General features: G+C 69.3%; 16 protein-coding genes. 8 read left to right on the plus strand and 8 right to left on the minus strand.

From position 1 onward, the window contains the following. Positions 1-14: 14 nt before the first annotated feature. Both Q333_RS0102100 and flgK read right to left on the minus strand, forming a co-directional pair. Positions 15-944, minus strand: a complete 930-nt coding sequence (locus Q333_RS0102100; protein WP_029415097.1) for a flagellin — start codon at positions 942-944, stop codon at positions 15-17. Beyond that, positions 944-3,064: a flagellar hook-associated protein FlgK gene (gene flgK, locus Q333_RS0102105; RefSeq protein WP_029415098.1), complete on the minus strand. Its 2,121-nt coding sequence runs from the start codon at positions 3,062-3,064 to the stop codon at positions 944-946. The genes Q333_RS0102100 and flgK overlap by 1 nt, the downstream gene beginning before the upstream one ends. 370 nt (positions 3,065-3,434) lie before the next feature. Between flgK and Q333_RS17805 the strand changes: the two genes are divergently transcribed. The 4 genes from Q333_RS17805 (at position 3,435) to sciP (ending at position 7,615) form a co-directional block, all read left to right on the plus strand. After that, on the plus strand, positions 3,435-4,946 hold the full coding sequence (locus Q333_RS17805; protein WP_245591461.1) for a flagellar hook-length control protein FliK: 1,512 nt from the start codon (positions 3,435-3,437) through the stop codon (positions 4,944-4,946). Between the two features lie 4 nt (positions 4,947-4,950). Then, a complete protein-coding gene (locus Q333_RS0102115) occupies positions 4,951-5,706 on the plus strand; it encodes a flagellar hook assembly protein FlgD (protein ID WP_029415100.1) in 756 nt (251 codons plus the stop codon). A 12-nt stretch (positions 5,707-5,718) separates the two neighbouring features. Next, positions 5,719-7,158 carry a flagellar hook protein FlgE gene (locus tag Q333_RS0102120; RefSeq protein ID WP_029415101.1) on the plus strand — a complete coding sequence of 480 codons (1,440 nt, stop codon included), beginning with the start codon at positions 5,719-5,721 and terminating at the stop codon, positions 7,156-7,158. Between the two features lie 172 nt (positions 7,159-7,330). After that, a complete protein-coding gene (gene sciP, locus Q333_RS0102125) occupies positions 7,331-7,615 on the plus strand; it encodes a CtrA inhibitor SciP (protein ID WP_029415102.1) in 285 nt (94 codons plus the stop codon). A 58-nt stretch (positions 7,616-7,673) separates the two neighbouring features. Here the strand turns inward: sciP and Q333_RS0102130 are convergent, their stop codons facing one another. Next, a complete protein-coding gene (locus tag Q333_RS0102130) occupies positions 7,674-8,525 on the minus strand; it encodes an acyl-CoA thioesterase (RefSeq protein WP_029415103.1) in 852 nt (283 codons plus the stop codon). A 174-nt stretch (positions 8,526-8,699) separates the two neighbouring features. Between Q333_RS0102130 and Q333_RS0102135 the strand changes: the two genes are divergently transcribed. Continuing rightward, on the plus strand, positions 8,700-9,203 hold the full coding sequence (locus tag Q333_RS0102135) for a winged helix-turn-helix transcriptional regulator (RefSeq protein ID WP_029415104.1): 504 nt from the start codon (positions 8,700-8,702) through the stop codon (positions 9,201-9,203). A gap of 6 nt (positions 9,204-9,209) precedes the next feature. Here Q333_RS0102135 and Q333_RS0102140 read toward each other — a convergent pair whose 3' ends face one another. Genes Q333_RS0102140 through Q333_RS0102150 form a run of 3 tightly spaced genes read right to left on the minus strand, consistent with a single transcriptional unit; the run spans position 9,210 to position 12,889 of the window. Next, on the minus strand, positions 9,210-9,773 hold the full coding sequence (locus tag Q333_RS0102140; protein ID WP_029415105.1) for a hemerythrin domain-containing protein: 564 nt from the start codon (positions 9,771-9,773) through the stop codon (positions 9,210-9,212). After that, a complete protein-coding gene (gene mnmA / locus Q333_RS0102145; protein WP_029415106.1) occupies positions 9,766-10,998 on the minus strand; it encodes a tRNA 2-thiouridine(34) synthase MnmA in 1,233 nt (410 codons plus the stop codon). The genes Q333_RS0102140 and mnmA overlap by 8 nt, the downstream gene beginning before the upstream one ends. Positions 10,999-11,032: 34 nt before the next feature. Then, positions 11,033-12,889: a phosphoenolpyruvate carboxykinase (GTP) gene (locus Q333_RS0102150; protein ID WP_029415107.1), complete on the minus strand. Its 1,857-nt coding sequence runs from the start codon at positions 12,887-12,889 to the stop codon at positions 11,033-11,035. Positions 12,890-13,104: 215 nt separating this feature from the next. Here Q333_RS0102150 and Q333_RS0102155 point away from each other — a divergent pair, with 215 nt between their 5' ends. The 3 genes from Q333_RS0102155 to Q333_RS0102165 are packed head-to-tail and all read left to right on the plus strand — an operon-like array spanning position 13,105 to position 15,062. Further along, positions 13,105-13,746 carry a DUF938 domain-containing protein gene (locus Q333_RS0102155; RefSeq protein WP_029415108.1) on the plus strand — a complete coding sequence of 214 codons (642 nt, stop codon included), beginning with the start codon at positions 13,105-13,107 and terminating at the stop codon, positions 13,744-13,746. 16 nt (positions 13,747-13,762) lie between these two features. Beyond that, a complete protein-coding gene (locus Q333_RS0102160; protein WP_029415109.1) occupies positions 13,763-14,287 on the plus strand; it encodes a GlcG/HbpS family heme-binding protein in 525 nt (174 codons plus the stop codon). A gap of 4 nt (positions 14,288-14,291) precedes the next feature. Then, a complete protein-coding gene (locus tag Q333_RS0102165; protein WP_029415110.1) occupies positions 14,292-15,062 on the plus strand; it encodes a pseudouridine synthase in 771 nt (256 codons plus the stop codon). 2 nt (positions 15,063-15,064) lie between these two features. Here the strand turns inward: Q333_RS0102165 and Q333_RS17945 are convergent, their stop codons facing one another. Further along, a complete protein-coding gene (locus Q333_RS17945) occupies positions 15,065-16,687 on the minus strand; it encodes a M56 family metallopeptidase (RefSeq protein ID WP_029415111.1) in 1,623 nt (540 codons plus the stop codon). Beyond that, a complete protein-coding gene (locus tag Q333_RS0102175; protein WP_029415112.1) occupies positions 16,684-17,058 on the minus strand; it encodes a BlaI/MecI/CopY family transcriptional regulator in 375 nt (124 codons plus the stop codon). Before Q333_RS0102175 ends, Q333_RS17945 begins: the two co-directional genes overlap by 4 nt. Between the last annotated feature and the right edge of the window lie 109 nt (positions 17,059-17,167).

The raw sequence follows: 17,167 nt of genomic DNA on the forward strand, positions 1-17,167 counted from the left end.
CCGTGTCGCAGCGATCACCGCAGATAGTTGAGCAACGTCACTTCCCGCAGTTGACTGACCACCTGGGCCGAGGCCTGCACCGCCACCTGCGCCAGCTGCAGGTCCGTCACCGCCTGCGCCAGGTCCGCATCGGTCCGGTCCGACACAAGCTCGTTCAGCGAGGTGATCTGGGCCGTATGGCTGACAGCCATCTGGTCGATGCGCTTCTGCAGGGAGCCGTTCCGCGACGCCACGTCGACGGTGGCGTTCCTCGCCGCGTCCAGCCGCGAGAGCTGAGCGGTCAGAAAGGTCTTCTGCGCCTCCGTCGGCTTGCCCGTCAGAGGGCCGGTCGCGGGATTGTCGTGATATGCCTTGATGTCGCGGAAGATCTGGAAGATGTCCGTTCCCAACTCATTGGCCAGGTAGCCAGTCTCAACCGACGTGTTCTCCGCCACGCGCGACACTGGCTTGATGGTGTCGTTGCCAAACACGGAGGCGACACTGGCGGCGGCTGCCAGATCGCTCAGGGTACCCACCGACACCGGCGCGTTTGACGTGTCCGCCCCGGCGAACAGATAGCCGCCCTGGTGACGCGCGTTGAGCCCGTTCGACACCGACATGAAGTAGCCTTCCAGCTCCAGCATCAGGGTGCCGGCCGAATCCGACGATAGGACGTTGCCGACCGCCTCGCGCGCGCCAGCGACTCCATCGATCATCTGGTTCAGCGCCAGATCCTGGGCTTCCAGACGGGCCGCCACGACCTCGCCGGTATCCAGAAAGCCCTGCACCCGGCTGACCGCGCCCTTCAGCGCCGTCAGGGTCTCAGCGCCCCGGCCGAAGCCGGTCATGTCGGTGGCGACCTTCTGGGTCGATACTCGCTCGGATGCGTCGGCCTGCCGCTGCTGCGAGGCCATCAGATCAAGCAGGGCCGACTGATAATTTCCTGTGGTGGAGACGCGGCTCATCAGATCATCCTCAGAAGCGTGTCGTACATCTCGCTGGCCGCCTGGATCAGCCGGGCCGAGGCGTTGAAGGCCTGCTGATAGGTGGTCATCAGCACCAGCTCCTCGTCCAGATTGACGCCCTCATGGTTCGACTGGCGAGCGTTGGCCTCGGTCGACAGGGCGACGGCGCTGTCGCGCCGTGTCTTGGCCGACTGGGCCTTGCCGCCGATCTCACCGGACAGTTCGGACGCATAGCGCGAAACAGACAGGCTCCCGCCCGGACTATCTCCGGCAGCCGAAAACCTTGCCGTCACCTGACCGGCGTCGGCCAGAGACAAGGCGCCGCGACCATCTCCGGTCGACAGCGATGTCGTGCCGGGGGCCGCCAACAGGTTCAGTTGGGCCAGCGCGAGTCTGGACGGGCTCTGCTGGATGTCGGTGCGCACCTTGAATCCGTCAGCGCGCGACGCCCGCACGCCGCCCCCCAGCCCGAACAGCTCGGTCGCCGAAACGCCGGACGGAACCTGAGTGGTCGTGTCCTGCAACACCGACAGGCGCGGGGTCGGGTCGCCGATGCCGGTGAACTTGAGCTCGCCCGTCGTCGTATCCAGAGCATAGGAGCCGTAGCGGCCGACGCCCGTTGCCGTGCTGTTAAGCGCAGTGACCAGGTCCCCGACCGTGCCACCGGCGGGGATCGCCACCTGGATGTCACGCAGCCGCGAGCCGTCGCCGTCGGTGAAGCGGAACGTCAGGGTCTCACCTGCCGTGAAGCCGTGGGCCGAGCCCGCCGTCAGCCCCATATCGTAGAGCGACGGGCGGTCGCTCGAGATCAGGTCGTTCAGTCCGAAATAGTGCGAGAAGCCCCGCCCGGCCTTTGCGCTCGGACTGGTCGGATCATCCGCCACCGCCACACCGTTGCCGCCCGCAGCCGTGATCGACAGACGCCCCCCGGTGAAGCTGGCCGTCGCCGCCCCGCCCAGCGCGGCGTTCAGGTCGGTCAGGAAGTTCGCAGGCGTCGAGGCTGCCCCATTGATCGTCAACGTCCCGCCCGAGAAAACGATGTCGGCCCGGGTTGTGATCGCGCCGGTAGTCGGATTGACCACGGCGATCGTTGTTCCTCCGGTGAAGCCGGTGACCGCCGTCGCCAGCGCTTGGCCCACGTTCTTGCCGGTCAGGGCCGTCGGCGCAGGCACCGAGGAGTTGGCGTTGTGGGCGCGGTTCAGCTCGTCGGCGATTCGGGTGACCAGTTCGGCCAGACGTTCGGCGGTCTGCGGCGCGTCGACGTCGCGCAGCTCCAGCAGACCCTTGATCTCGCCGGACTTCAGCCCTTCGGCCAAAGCCCGCTTGGTCGCGCCAGGCTCGGTGACCCAGATTTCATTGAAGGCCGTCTCGGCGTTGACGGTGCCCGCACGATTGTATTCCAGTGTGGCGGCGCCGTTGCCGGCCAGCAGCACGCCCGCGCTGGTGCGGATCGACACCCCGCCGACCGAACGCTGCGTCACCTGCACATCCAGGATGGACGACAGCTCGCTGACTAGCCGCGCCTGCTGGGTCTGGGCGCCCGAGGCGTCGCCGTCCAGCACCACGGCCCGGGCGATGTCCAGGTTCAGGGTCTCGATCTGCTGCAGCAGGCTGTTGGCCTTCTCGACGGCGCTCTCGATGCGGCCGTCGGCGTCCTCGCGCACGGCCTGGATCTGGCCCGAGATGCGCTCGGCCTCGTCGAAGACGCTCTGGGCCTTGAACAGGGCGTCCTGGCGCCGCGGCGCCGAGGTCGGGTCTTCGGCGGCGACGGCGAAGGACGAGAAGATGTCGTCGATCTGGGAGAAGAAGCCCGTGTCTCCGCCCGGATCCCCAAACAGCGACTGGATGCGGTCATACAGTTCATAGCGCACGCCCTGGCGGCTGGCCTCGGCCCCGGCCGACAGGCTGGCGGCCTGGAGAAAGCGGTCGGTGGCCAGACGGATCCGCGCGATCTCCACGCCCGTGCCGACGCCTTGGGTCGACAGGGACTGCTGGTCGGCGATCTTGCGGACATAGCCGGGCGTGTTGACGTTGGAGACGTTGTCCGAGACCACCCGCAGCTGCGTCTGGGCGGTCTGCAGGCCCGAGTTGGCGATGTTCAGGATGGTGTTCAAACTCATCGGATTAACCCTCCACCCGGCAAGCCCTGCCCGCAGCCTTGCGAACTTTGCCCAGCCGCGCGCGAGGGGTCGGTCACGACACCGCTGATTTCATTCGATAAATGATCTGACGACCGCTTCATGCGGGAAACGACGCGCAAGCCGCGGGCCAGCCCGGCGCATCGGCGGGATGCCGGGCAAAAACCGTCCGTCGCACGGCAAGAATGATCGGCGCGGCGCGAAACCCGGCCTCTGCAGGCCGATCCGGTTCTTACACGTTTTCCGTATCTTACGAGCTGTTCCCGCATCTGGCCCGCCGCTTGCGACGGGGCCGGCGAATGTTCCGGTGCAGCAGGCGCCACACCCCTCCAGACCAAAGCCGCCTGCGCTCATGTCCGCCGCCGTCCTTCTGCCAGTCGTCGCACCGTCCACCCCTGCGAAGGGCGCGAAGGTCGATGCGCGCGCGGCCTCGAACGCCGACACCTTCAGTGCCGCATTGGAAGCGGCTGGTCCGGCCGAGCCCGCCCCCGAGCCCGCTTCCAAGGCCGAAGCAGCCCCGCAGCCCCCGGTCGAGCAAGCTTCCGCGTCCGAACCCGGTCAGCCCGCGAACGACACGGCGACGCCCGCCCCGGCCGTCACCGCGGTCCTTCCTTCGCCGCTGGCCGTCCAGACCGTCCTCCTCGCGGCGGACGGCGTGACCTCGGAAGCGACAGCCTCTCCCGTCGCACCTGCCGTCTCGCCGTCCCTTGATGCCGAAACCGCTTCAGTGGCTGGCTTCTCTGACGCGACCGAGGCGGCTGACCAGATGCTGGCTGAGACGGCTCAGCCGTCCCGCTCGACCGAGACCACCTCGCGCGGAAAGTCGGCCGAGGCCCCTCCTGTCGCCGTCGACGCTGGACAGGCCGAAGAGACCCTGCGCAAGCCCGATCCCGCCTCTGCCGAAGAGGCGAAACCTCTGACGCCGGTCGCCTCCGACCGCGCCCGAGATGTCGCCAACGCCCGCTCCGCCGTAATCACGCCGCTGCGTCCGGCGAAGGCCGTCGAGCCTGCGGCTGCCTCGACCGCCGAAACCCTCCCCGCTGCCGATGGGGCGGAGGTCGACGCCGGGAACGAGGCTCCTGCGACAGCCACCCCCACGACGCCGCCCGCCGAGACGGCTCGCGTCCGCGACATCATCGACCGCGCGCTGGCCCGGCCGTCGGCGCAAGGCGCGGCCTCAGCCGAAACCGAGGGTGCCCGCGCCGACGTTAAGGCCCCGACCGACACCGCGTCGGCGACCAAGACCACGCCGAGCCTGTCAGAGCCGACTATCGCGAAGTCGCCGATCGAGGTCCCTGCAGCGGTGCTCCCGCCCGCGTCGGCTGACGACGCCCCCGCCGCGCCGCTGTCCGGCCCGTCAACCGCTCCCGAGACGCGCCCGGCTGAAGCCTCCTCCGCACCGATCCTGTCCACCCTCTCGAGCGCCGCCGTCGAGACCACCGCCCAGATCGCCGCACAGATCGTGCGCAAGCTGGAAGGCCGCTCCACCCGCTTCGAGATGGCGCTGACGCCTGACGACCTCGGCCGTGTCGATGTGATCCTGGACATCGACGCCGATGGCGCACTGCACGCCACCCTTGCCTTCGACAACCCGGTCGCCGCGACCGAACTGCGCGGGCGAGCCGACGAACTGCGTCGACAGCTGATCGAGGCGGGCTTCAGCGTCGCCGACGACGCCCTGTCCTTCTCCGAGCGCGATCCGTCCGCCGGTCAGGGCGGGGCCTTCGACCGCGAGGCCGACCCCAGGAACGCCCGCGCCTTCGGGGCCGCTTCGCGCCTGACCGCCGAGGCCGATCTCTCGCTCCAGACGCCGGCCTGGATTTCTCTCAGCCTGACGCCCGCTGGCGTCGATGTGAAGGTCTGACCCCATGGTCGATGCGATCACCACAACCGAGGCGACCAGCCGCACAAATGCCAGCCGGACCAGCCTCGTCTCCAACTTCGAGACCTTCCTCAGCCTGCTCACCGCCCAGCTGAAGAACCAGGATCCCCTGTCGCCGCTCGATTCCAACGAATTCACCGCCCAGCTGACGCAGATGACCGGGGTCGAGCAGCAGTTGCTGACGAATGACCTCCTGACCAGCCTGCTGGAGGCCCAGCAGGGCGGCGGCCTGACCGGCGCCACCTCCTACATCGGCAAGGACGCCACCGCCGCCTGGTCCGCGACCCGGCTGGAGGACGGCGAGGCCAACTGGTCCTACGAACTCGCGGCCTCGGCCTCCTCGGTCGAGCTGCAGGTGCTGGACTCCACCGGCAATGTCGTCTGGACCGGCCCGGCGTCGGACCGCGCCGAGGGAACCCACGACTTCGTCTGGGACGGCAAGACCACCGCAGGCGGCCAGCTCGCCGACGGCGGCGTCTACACCCTGAAAGTCGTGGCCAAGAACGGCTCGGCCGACGTCGAGTCCCAGGTCCTGACCCGCGGCCGCGTCACTGGCGTCGAGCTCTACGACGGCCAGCCCTACCTGACGATCGGATCCTCGATCGTGCCGCTCAGCGCCGTCATCGGCGTCGAAGAACCTGCGACCACGACCGCCGACACAACCACCACCGACGCCCCCGAGGACGAGGGCCTGATCGCCTCCATCGCCTCGGCCCTCAATCCCATGAAGTTGCTTTCGTAAGGAGCTCCCGCCATGAGCATCAACTCCGCCCTCCTCGCCGGCGTCTCGGGCCTGACGGCCAACTCCGCCGCGCTCGCCGCCATCTCGCAGAACATCGCGAACGTGAACACGGTGGGCTACAAGCGCACCGCCGCCGAGTTCTCGACCGTGGTCAACTCGCAAAGTACTGGCACCGGCTATTCCGCTGGCGGCGTGCTCGCCAACCAGCGCCACTTCATCAGTCAGGGCGGCCAGCTCCAGCGTACCAACACCTCGACCGATTTGGGCATCGCGGGGCAAGGCTTCTTCGTCGTGACCGAACAAGCGGAGAACCTGGACGCGGGCGATGCCCGCCTGTTTACGCGTTCAGGGGCCTTCCGTGTCGACAGCTTCGGCTATCTGAAGAACACCGCCGGCTTGTATTTGCAAGGCTGGCCGGTCGATGCCGACGGGCTCATTGAGACAGACCCGTCCGATCTCAATCGGCTGCGCTCGATCAATGTCGGTTCGGTCGGGGGGACCGCCCAGGCTACAACTCGCGCCCAGCTGAACGCCAACTTGCAGTCCAGCCAGCCGGTCTCGCCAGACATCGCGACCTACAACGTCGCGACGAACAACATGGCCACGTACGACGCCGAGGCGGGAACGGGCTTCAAGCCGGACTTCCGGATCACCGTGCCGATATCGGATTCCAAGGGCGGTCAGCGCACCCTGGCTTACTCCTTCCTCAAGACTGCCAACCCCAACGAGTGGCGGGCCGAGGTTCATGTCATTCCCGCGACAGACATCAACAACGGTTCGGCCCCGGCGAACGGCATCCTTCGGTCTGGCCTGGTCCTCTTCACCCAGGATGGTCGTCTGGACGTCGATGGAATGGTGGCCGCTGAGACAGCGACGCCCGGCTCCATGCTGTTTGCCGATCCGGCGACCGCAGCCGTCACGCTCAACGGCTCGGATTCGACCGTGGCTCCCAGCGCGACGGCACCCAAGTGGACGACCGCACTGGGCATCGACAACCAAACCGTCACCTTCGACCTGACCGCTTCGGCCGGCGGCCTGACGCAGTATGACTCAGACTCCATCGTTCAGGCCGTGGTCACCAACGGTACCGCCTTCGGCAATCTGTCGAACATCGAGATCGACGACGAAGGCTATGTCACCGCCATCTTCGACAACGGCGTGACGCGTCGCATCGCCCAGGTGGCCCTGGCGACATTCACCAGCGCCGACAGCCTGACAACCGCCAACGGCAACGCTTATCGGGTCAGCCAAGGCTCGGGCACTTACAACCTGAAGGCCCCGGGAACCGGCGGCGCGGGGCTGATCGGTGCGGGCCAACTGGAGGCCTCCACCGTCGACCTGTCGGCGGAGTTCACCGGCCTGATCACCACTCAGCGGGCCTATTCCGCCTCGTCAAAGATCATCACCACGGCCGATGAAATGCTGGCCGAATTGATCAGCATCAAACGCTGATCTTCAGGTAACGCCTCGTTAGACTGAATGAACTCTTACTCAAAGATCAATGAAACGGACGTTTGGACCGATGAGGGTTGTTATCCCTTGGTTCACCACGCCGCTAAACTCGGCCTTAGCGGGCGCCCGCTACATTCACGCTCATTGGTGGTGGTGAGTGAGGCATAAGCCCATGTTGCAAGAGCGTCGCGTCAACAAGGACGGCGAACAGTACGTGGTCGGTCCGACGGGCACGCCCCTGACCATGCGCGATCTGCCGCCAGCCAACACCGACCGCTGGGTCATCCGGCGCAAGGCCGAGGTGGTCGCCGCCGTCCGCGGCGGTCTCATCACGCTCGACGACGCCCTGACCCGCTATCGCCTGACGGCCGAGGAGTTCCTGGCCTGGCAGAAGGCGATCGACAAATGGGGCATGCAGGGCCTGCGCACCACGCGGATCCAGAACTACCGCTCCTGAGGCTTCTCCCGAACGGAAACGACGGCCGCTCCCGGCGACGGGGGCGGCCGGTGTCGTTTCAGCCCTCCCGCGCGGGCCGGGTCGGGGCCAGCTTGCGCCGCTGACGGGCGAGCGCCAGCGGCGCTCCTGACGGCGAGAACGCCACGCCGTCGTCCAGCGCCCATCCTCCACCCACATCCCGGACCGTGAACTGGAACACCGCCCACCCCTCGGGCGACGTCTCGGGCGTCAAGGGTCCGATGAAGTCAAAGCGCAGGTCCACACTCGCCGAGATCACAGGCGGCGCCGGCATCACCGTCATGTAGGACGGAAAGATCCCGTCCAGCAGGAAGCACAGATCCAGTTCGTCCAGTGGCTTGTGATCGGTCGTCCGCATCCACAGCCGCAGCGTCGGGTCGGCAATTGTATTGCCGCCGCCCAGCCTCGGCCCGCCGTCGAAGCGGTGCTCGATGTAACGTGTGAACCAGGGTGCCAGGTTCGGATCGACCGGCGTGTCGTCCAGATCAGCGAAGGGCGTCACCGGCGCAGGCAGCGGCTTCACCTCCGGGCTCGGCGACATCCGCCCGAACGTGGCCAGCGCCGACAGCGCCGGCCGGTCCGGCTGGCCGGCGTCCACTCGCGCGAAGGCCACCGACCGACCTCCGCGCAGCAGCATGGGCCGGAAGGCGCAGTCCTCGAACCGGGCGGCCGCCAGATACTGCACCGTCAGGGTCTGCAACGGCGGAGCGATTCCCATCCCTTCCCGCGCGGCCCGCGCCGCCAGAGCCGCCATCAGTCCCCCGAACGGCGCGCCCCGGTCCGGGTCCATCGCCAGGGGCGCGTTGGAGAAGTCCCGCGTCAGCCGCGCCGTCAGTGTTCCGTCTTCCGACGGCTTCACGGCCATCGCCTCGGCGAGCGTCTGCTGGGTCATGGGTCTCACCGGCGAAGGAAGGCGGGCGGAGACCCGCGCCTCCGCCCGCCAGTCGAGGGAATGCAGAAAACGCCGCGAGCAGGACGCGATGTTCGTTGCCAAACAAGACTGACTCACCGCGTCGTTTTTGGCAACCCTCTTGCCAAACGGCTGACGCGACGTCACCTTCCTGTCATGGGACGAACCGCCGACTATTCTCGCCAGAGCTGCTCGATCGCCGCCACGCTGGAGGTGATCGGGGACCCCTGGACCCTGCTGGTCATCCGCGACGCCTTCCAGGGCGTGAAGCGGTTCGAGCAGTGGCAGGAGCGTCTGGGCGTGGCCAGGAACGTTCTGGCCGCCCGTCTCAAGACCCTGGTCCAGCACGGCATCCTGGAGCCCCAACTCTATTCCGAGCGCCCGCCGAGGAACGAATACGTCCTGACCGCCAAGGGCCGGGCCCTGTCCGACGTGCTGATCGTCATGCACGGCTGGGGCTCCCAGCACCTGTATGGCGAGGTCGATTCCGGCGTGACGTTCACACACACCACCTGCGGCCACGAGCTCAAGCCGCGCGTCGCCTGTTCCTGCTGTGGCGAGATCGTCAAGCGCCGCGACACCGAGATCCATTTCCACGCCAACCGCCCGACCGTGGGCGAGGTGCTGCCCAAGGAACCGGCTTCGGAAGAGGCGGCCTGATCGGCCTCAGTGCGCAAAGGCGTCGGCGTGGCGCTGGATCAGGGGGATGACGATGTCCTCCTCGTCCTCCAGATGACGGCAGGCGGCAGGCGTGACGCGATCCAGCACCTCGGCCAAGCGCGCGGCGCGGTCCGCCGCGTCCGGCGCCCCGCCCGCCAGCGCCTGGTGAAATGCTAGCCCCGCCTTGAACAGGGTGTCCAAGTGGTCGTGGATGGCGTCGTGGTCGGCGTCCAGCAGGTCGATGCCCGCCGTGATCCTTGGCTCCACCCGCCGCATGACCGGGAAATAGTGCCCGCTCTCGACCCGGTGATGGCCGTCCAGATGCTGCAGGTAGGCCTGCAGCGTCGGGATCAGCCCGCGGTGCAGCGCGACCAGATCGCCGCCGCCCCGCCAGGCCGCGAGATGGCGCTCCATCTCCGCCTGCTTGTGGCGAAATCCAGCGTGCATCTGCAGCCAGAACCGCGCGACCTCGCCCAGTTCGGCGTCGCGCCAGCGCAGGCGCGGATAGGTCTCCAGCAGCCAGCGATGGGCCTCGGGCAGACCTGAGCGAGCGTCCAGCGCCTCAGACAACAGCGACCGCCGTCGTCGAAGCGATGAACCCCCCGCCCAGCAGCCGGTCCGGATCGCCAGCGTCATAAAGGGCGCAGGCCTGACCCGGCGCCACGCCCTCCTCGCCGGCTTCGAACACCACCGTGACGACGCCGTCCGCCAACGCCAGCCGCGCCCGGGATGGCGGCCGGGTCGAGCGCACGCGCGCCAGCACGGGCGCCCCGGCTTTCGCGGCCGCCTCCATGCTGGCCTCGTCGCCCAGCCAGTTGGTCTCATCCAGCGTCAGGGATGCGGTCAGCAGCGCCTCTCTCGGCCCGACGACGACGCGCCGCGTCTCGGGCTCCAGCTTCACGACGAACAGGGGCTCGCCCACCGCCACGTTCAGCCCGCGCCTCTGGCCGATGGTGTAGTCGGTGATGCCGCCGTGGGCGCCCAGCACCCGGCCGTCCATGTGCACGATCTCGCCGGCCTCGCGCCCCTGCGGACGCAGTCGGTCGATCAGGGTGCGATAGTCGCCGGACGGCACAAAGCAGATGTCCTGGCTGTCGGGCTTGGCCGCGATGCGCAGGCCGAGTTCCGCAGCCACGCCGCGCACGGCGGGCTTCTCCAGTCCCGCCAGAGGAAAGCGCAGATAGTCCAGCTGCTCGCGCGTCGTGGCGAACAGGAAGTAGGACTGGTCGCGCGAGGGATCGATGGCCTTGCGCATCTGCGGCCGACCGTCCGGGCCGATGGCGCGACCGACGTAGTGCCCCGTCGCCATCGCGGCGGCGCCGAGATCGCGGGCGACGTCCAGCAGGTCGCGGAACTTCACCGTCTGGTTGCAGCGGATGCACGGCACCGGCGTGCGGCCCGCCAGATAGTCGTCCGCGAACTGGTCGATGACCTGGTCCCGGAACCGGCTCTCGTAGTCCAGAACGTAATGGGGAATGCCGAGCGTCTCGGCCGCCAGCCGCGCGTCGTGAATGTCCTGTCCCGCGCAGCAGGCGCCCTTCTTCTTAAGCGCCGCCCCGTGGTCATAGAGCTGCAGCGTCACGCCAACGACGTCATAGCCCGCCTTGGCGAGCAGGGCCGCGACCACGGTGGAGTCCACGCCGCCGGACATGGCGGCCACGATCCGGCTGCCGACCGGCAGGCCCACCGCCGCGCGCGCAGCCTCGACCGCCGCCTCCGTATCGGCGCGGGCGATGTCGGGCAGGGGGCACGCGGGCGCGGCCAGATCGTCCAGAACCGGCGTCATCGCGCGCATATAGAAGCGCGCGCGGACGATTGCGAGGCCAGGCCTATTCCGCCGCCATCACCGCCGGCGCGCCCCGCGCAGCCGCCAGCCGCTCGCCCAGTGCCGCATGCTGGGCCCACAGCCGAGCCGGCAGCCGGTCGCCGAACTGGGCGTAGAAGTCCGGGATCATCGACGCCTCTTCGGTCCAGACCTCGGCGTCGACGTCCAGCAGGGTCGACAGCTGGTCGTCCGTCAGGTCCAGACCCGCCAGGTCCAGAGCCTCCGCCGTCGGCACCCGGCCCACCGGCGTGTCCACCGCGTCAGCCTCACCGTCGATCCGCTCGGCGATCCACTTCAGCACGCGCGCGTTCTCGCCGAAGCCCGGCCAGACGAACTTGCCGGTCTCGTCCTTGCGGAACCAGTTGACGAAGAAGATGCGCGGCAGCTTGGCCGCATCGGCCTTGTCCCCCAGCGCCAGCCAGTGGGCGAAGTAGTCACCCATGTTGTAGCCGCAGAAGGGCAGCATGGCGAAGGGGTCGCGGCGCAGCTCGCCGACCTTGTTCTCGGCCGCCGCCGTGCCCTCGCTGGCCACGGTCGAGCCCATGAACACCCCGTGCTCCCAGTCGAACGCCTCGGTCACCAGAGGCACCGCCGACGCACGCCGGCCGCCGAACAGGATGGCGTCGATCGGCACGCCCTTGGGGTCTTCCCATTCCGGCGCGATGGTCGGGCACTGCCCCGCCGGGGCCGCGAAACGGGCGTTCGGATGGGCGGCGGGCTCGCCCGACGCCGGGTCATGCGGCTTGCCTTTCCAGGTCGTCAGGCCCTCGGGCGCGGTCTTGGACAGCCCTTCCCACCACACGTCGCCATCCGCCGTCAGGGCCGTGTTGGTGAAGACGGTATTCTTGGCCAGGGTCTCCAGCGCGTTCTGATTGGTGTTGCGGCTAGTGCCCGGCGCCACGCCGAAGAAGCCGGCCTCTGGATTGACCGCATACAGCCGCCCGTCGTCGCCGAAGCGCATCCAGGCGATGTCGTCCCCGACCGTCTCGGCGGTCCAGCCCGGCAGACTGGGCTGAAGCATGGCGAGGTTGGTCTTGCCGCAGGCGCTGGGGAAGGCCGCGGCCATGTACTTCACCCGGCCCTTCGGGTCGGTCAGCTTCAGGATCAGCATGTGTTCGGCCAGCCAGCCCTCGTCGCGGGCCATCACCGAGGCGATCCGCAGGGCGTAGCACTTCTTGCCCAGCAGCGCGTTGCCGCCATAGCCCGATCCATAGGACCAGATCTCGCGCGTCTCGGGGAAGTGGACGATCCACTTCTCCTCATTGCAGGGCCAGGCCACGTCGGCCTGCCCCTCGGCCAGGGGCGCGCCGAGCGTGTGGACGCACGGCACGAACACCCCGTCTTCGCCCAGCGCCTCCAGAGCCGCCGAACCCATCCGCGTCATGATGCCCATGGACACGGCGACGTATCCGCTGTCGGTGATCTCGACGCCCAGAGCGCTGATCTTCGACCCGATCGGCCCCATCGAGAACGGCACGACATACATGGTCCGCCCGGCCATGCAGCCGTCGAACAGGCCGCCCACACGCTCGCGCATCTCGACCGGATCGGACCAGTTGTTGGTCGGGCCCGCGTCGGCCTGATCTTCCGAGCAGATAAAGGTGCGGCTCTCGACCCGCGCCACGTCCTTCGGGTCCGACGCCGCATAGTAGCTGCCCGGACGCTTGACCGGGTCCAGCGCCTTGAGCGTGCCCTTGTCGATCAGGTCGGCGACGATCGCCGCCTTCTCGGCCTCGGAACCATCGCACCAGTGAACCCGAGCGGGCCTGGTCAGGGCCGCGATCTGCTGGACCCAGGCGATCAGCCCGGCGTGACGGGTCGGCGCGGGCTCAAGGCCCGGGATGGTCGAGATGGATTGCACGCACCGCTCCTGAAACGTCTCCGCCCAGCGATCTGGCGCCGCCGTGGCTTTTCCTGAGTTTGTAACAACGCCTCACGGCGTGTTTCAGCCGCAATGACACCCGTCCTGCCGCCGCGTCAACCGGCGCAAGATTCCGCCCCCGGAACTGTGGCCCCGGGGTCCCGACAGGCGGAAACCGGTCGCGCCCGCCTCCGGCCGGCTGTATTCCTGCCTCCGTGCAGACCCTCGATTCCGTTCAGAACGCCACGCCTGCGGGCGCCCTCGCCTCTCCCGCGGTGGCGCGGAACACCCGACCGATCCTCGACGTCCTCAAGGCCCACCTGCCCGCCGAGGGCCGCATCCTCGAGATCGCCTCGGGCTCGGGCGAGCACGCCGTCGCCTTCGCCCGCGCCCTGCCCCGCACGACCTGGACCCCCAGCGATCCGTCGGAACAGGCCCGCGCCAGCATCGCCGCCTGGGCCGCCGAGGCGAAGCTGCCGAACCTGAACCCTCCGCTGGCGCTCGATGCCGCCGATCCGGACGCCTGGCCGCCGCTGGAGGTGCAGGTCATCGTCTGCGTCAACATGATCCACATCAGCCCCTGGTCGGCGACCGAGGGCCTGATGACCGGCGCCGGCCGCGTCCTGCCCGACCCCGGCGGCCTGCTGGTCCTCTACGGCCCCTTCCGCGAGGCCGACGTGCCGCTGGCCCCCTCCAACGCCGCCTTCGACGACAGCCTCAAGGCCCGCGACCCCGCCTGGGGCCTGCGCGACAGCGAGGCCGTCTTGGCCGAGGCGCGGAAGCACGGCCTTCACCTGACCCGCCGCGTCGAGATGCCCGCCAACAACCTCATGCTGCTGTTCCGCAAGGTCGGCTGAACCCGGAGACCCGCCCGTGACCAAAGCCCTCGCCACCGCCCTCTGCCTCGGCCTGACCCTGGCGCTGGTCGCGGCTCCGACCGCACGGACCCAGACCATGGCGCCCGCCGCGGCCTCCACGCCTCCCGCGCCCGCTCCGGCCTATGGCGCGCCCATCGCCCTGGAGTCCGCGCAGGGTCTCATCACCGCTGCGCTGGACCACGCCCGCGCCAACGGCTGGCGCGTCGCGGTCGCCGTGGTCGAGCCCTCCGGCGAGCTTGTCGCCTTCGCTCGCCTCGACGACACCCAGTACGGCTCCATCCATGTCTCGCAGCGAAAGGCATCGACAGCCGCCCGCTACCGCATCCCGACGCTGACGATGGAGGAGCGGGTTCTGACTGGTCGCATTGTCAGCCTGGCCAATGAAGACACCCTGCCCATCGCTGGGGGCCGCCCCATCATCATCGACGGCCGCGTGGTCGGAGCCATCGGCGTATCGGGCGTCACCTCGACCCAGGACGACGAGGTCGCGCTCGCCGCCCTGGCGACGATCGGCGACTGATCCCTTGGCCCTGACTCGCGTCTATGACGGACCGGAGCCGGTCCGCATTAACAAGTGGCTGGGCCAGACCGGCGTCTGCTCGCGCCGCGAGGCTGACGCCCTGATCGCCGACGGCCTTGTCTCCATCGAGGGACAGATCGTCACCGACGCGGGCCGCAAGATCGAGCCGGGCCAGACCCTGACGCTGGCCGACCGCGCCGAAGCGGCCCTGGCCTCGGGCGTCACCATCGTCCTGCACAAGCCGGTCGGCTACGTCTCCGGCCAGCCCGAGCCCGGCAAGGTTCCCGCCGTGCGCCTGCTGACCGCCGCCAACCGGCTCGGAGAGGGTGAGGTTCCCGCCGCCGATGCCTCCCTGCCCCCCATCGGACGGTTGGATGAGGACTCGCGGGGACTCCTCATGCTCTCGTCGGACGGCGTCGTCGCCAAGGCCGTGATCGGCCCCGAGTCCACGCTGGACAAGGAATACCTTGTGCGGGTCACCGGCGACGTGACCGAAAACGCGCTGGCCCAGCTCCGCCACGGCATCATGCTCGACGGGCGCGTCCTGAAGCGGGCCAAGGTCACCCGCGTCGAGCCGCATCGCCTGCGCTTCATCCTGACCGAAGGCCGCAACCGCCAGATCCGCCGCATGTGCGAGCGGGTCGGGCTGGAGGTCACGGATCTGCTTCGTATCCGCATCGGCCCCATCCGTCTGGACGGGGTGCCCGAGGGGCGCTGGCGGATGCTGACCGCCGAGGAACGAGGCGCGCTCCTCAGCGGATCGTCGGCCATATAGCCTCACCCCGCGTCGGCGGACTGGGCGGCCAGTTGGTCGGCCTGACGCTCCAGGTCATCGGCCTGACGCATCAGGCGCGGGCCCAGCGCCTGCAGTTCGGCGTCGGTCATGGCGTGACCCCGCGCGCGGTTCCGCTCGATCTGTTCGGCGCGATAGGCGGGGTCGGCCAGCCGGCGGCCCTCCTCGCGCATGTGATCGGCGCCGCGACGCATCTCATCCGCCCCCTGACGCATCTGGACCCGGGCGTTGGCCATGGCGGTCCTCGCCTCGCGCATCGCGACCTCGGCATGGGCGCGAGCCTCCTCTCCGGCGCGGCGGGCATGCTCGCCGGCCTCGCGGGCTGCGTCGGCGGCGGCGCGGACCGCTTCGGCGTGCTCGCGGCGCCATTCGCCGTCGGCTCGGTGTTGCTGGGCCATCAGCCGGGCGTGGGCGGCCATCTCGCGGGCGTGGGCAGCGGCGGCCCGGGCCTCGGCGGCGCCCTCGTCGGAGCCGCGATAGAACCAGACGCCTTCGCCGGGCTCGGGCGGAGCGGGCGGAGCCGGCGGCTCGGGCGCGTCCACGGCGGGCGGCGAGGGCGGGGCCGGCGGGGCGCTCAGGACCTGCGACGGGGGCGACGGCTGCGCGGGCGGCGACGGCGGGGTCGGCGGCGTCCCTTCCAGCTGCACCTGCATGGCGCGGGTGATCTCCAGGGCGGCGATGGGCGTGGCCACGGCGGCCAGGGCGGCCACGGCGGCGATGACGACGGCGGGACGGCGGCGAGAGGGGGTGTCGGTCATGATCTTGGCGATCCTTTGCTTGAGGGCGGGTCCCGGCGCGGCCATGGCGGCGGCGCCGAGGGGAACAGGGGCGGTGCGGGCGGCCAGCCCGACCAGGGCGCGGGCGTAGGTCTGTCGATCGACCTGCCCGAGGGCGATCGCATCGGCGGCTTCTTCCGACCGCTCGATCAGCTGACGGTGGACGATCCAGGCCAGCGGGTTGAACCAGAACAGGGCCAGCATCAGCCGCGACAGCACCAGGAAGATCCAGTCGCCGCGCGTGATATGGGCCATCTCGTGGGCGATGACGGCCGGGGCGGTCTGGGGCTCGCCCAGCGTCTTCTTGTCCAGCAGGACCACGCCGGGCGGCAGGCCCCAGCTGAGCGGGCTCGTCGCATGCTCGCTGGCGCGCAGCGAGGGCCGCTTTCGCATCCGGTGCCGCAGCACGGCCTCGCGCCAGGCCGGGATCTCGACCGGGCGGGCGGCGGCGGTCCAGCGCGACAGGGTCACGACGCCCAGCGCGAACCGCCCGGCCACCACCACCGCGCCGAGGGACCAGAACATGGCCACGATTTCGGCCCAGGACGGCGCGAACACCGAGCCCGACACCGTCAACCCCTCGGCCGGCTGAACCGACCCGCTCCACAGCGTCGTCGGTGCGACCGCGACCGGCTCGACCGCCGGCAGCAAAGCCAGCCTCAGCTCCGGCCCGAAGGGGACCGCCAGCGGCAACAGCAGCAACAGCACCACGGTCGCCCGCAGCACGTCGCTGCGATCCACCGGCCGTCGCGCGACCAGCTTCGACAGGGCCAGCCCCGTCCCGGCGATCAGGCCCGACTTCACGAACAGGGCGATCAGCAGGGCGCTCATTGCTCCGGCTCCTTCGCGGCCTCGATCAGACGCTCCAGCGCCTCGATCTCCTCGGGCTTCAGCGGCCCGCTCATGCCCAGCAGGGCCGTGGCCGCGGACGCCGCCGACCCGGCGAAGAAGGTGTCGACCATGCGCTTCAACTGGCCCGCCGCGACCGTCGAGGTGCGGGGCACCGGCCGATAGACGAAGCCCTCCGGCCCGCTCTCGCGCGCCACCAGCCCCCGGTCCTCCAGCCGCTTCAGCAGCGTCCGAACGGCCGAGTCGCTCAAGGGGTCCGACAGCGCCGCCCGCACCGAGGACGCCGTCGCGCCCGGCTGGCCGCACAGCACCTCGAACACCTCACGCTCGCGCCTCGGCAACCCCTCGATCATCACCGCCTCCACTACATATGTAGCGTTACATTTGTAGCGGATTGCGGCGGGATTGGGGCGTCCAAATGAAGCCTTGGACAGGGTTGTATTCAACCGATTGGTTATATAT

The sequence above is a fragment of the Brevundimonas bacteroides DSM 4726 genome (assembly GCF_000701445.1).
GTDB classification, from domain to species: domain Bacteria; phylum Pseudomonadota; class Alphaproteobacteria; order Caulobacterales; family Caulobacteraceae; genus Brevundimonas; species Brevundimonas bacteroides.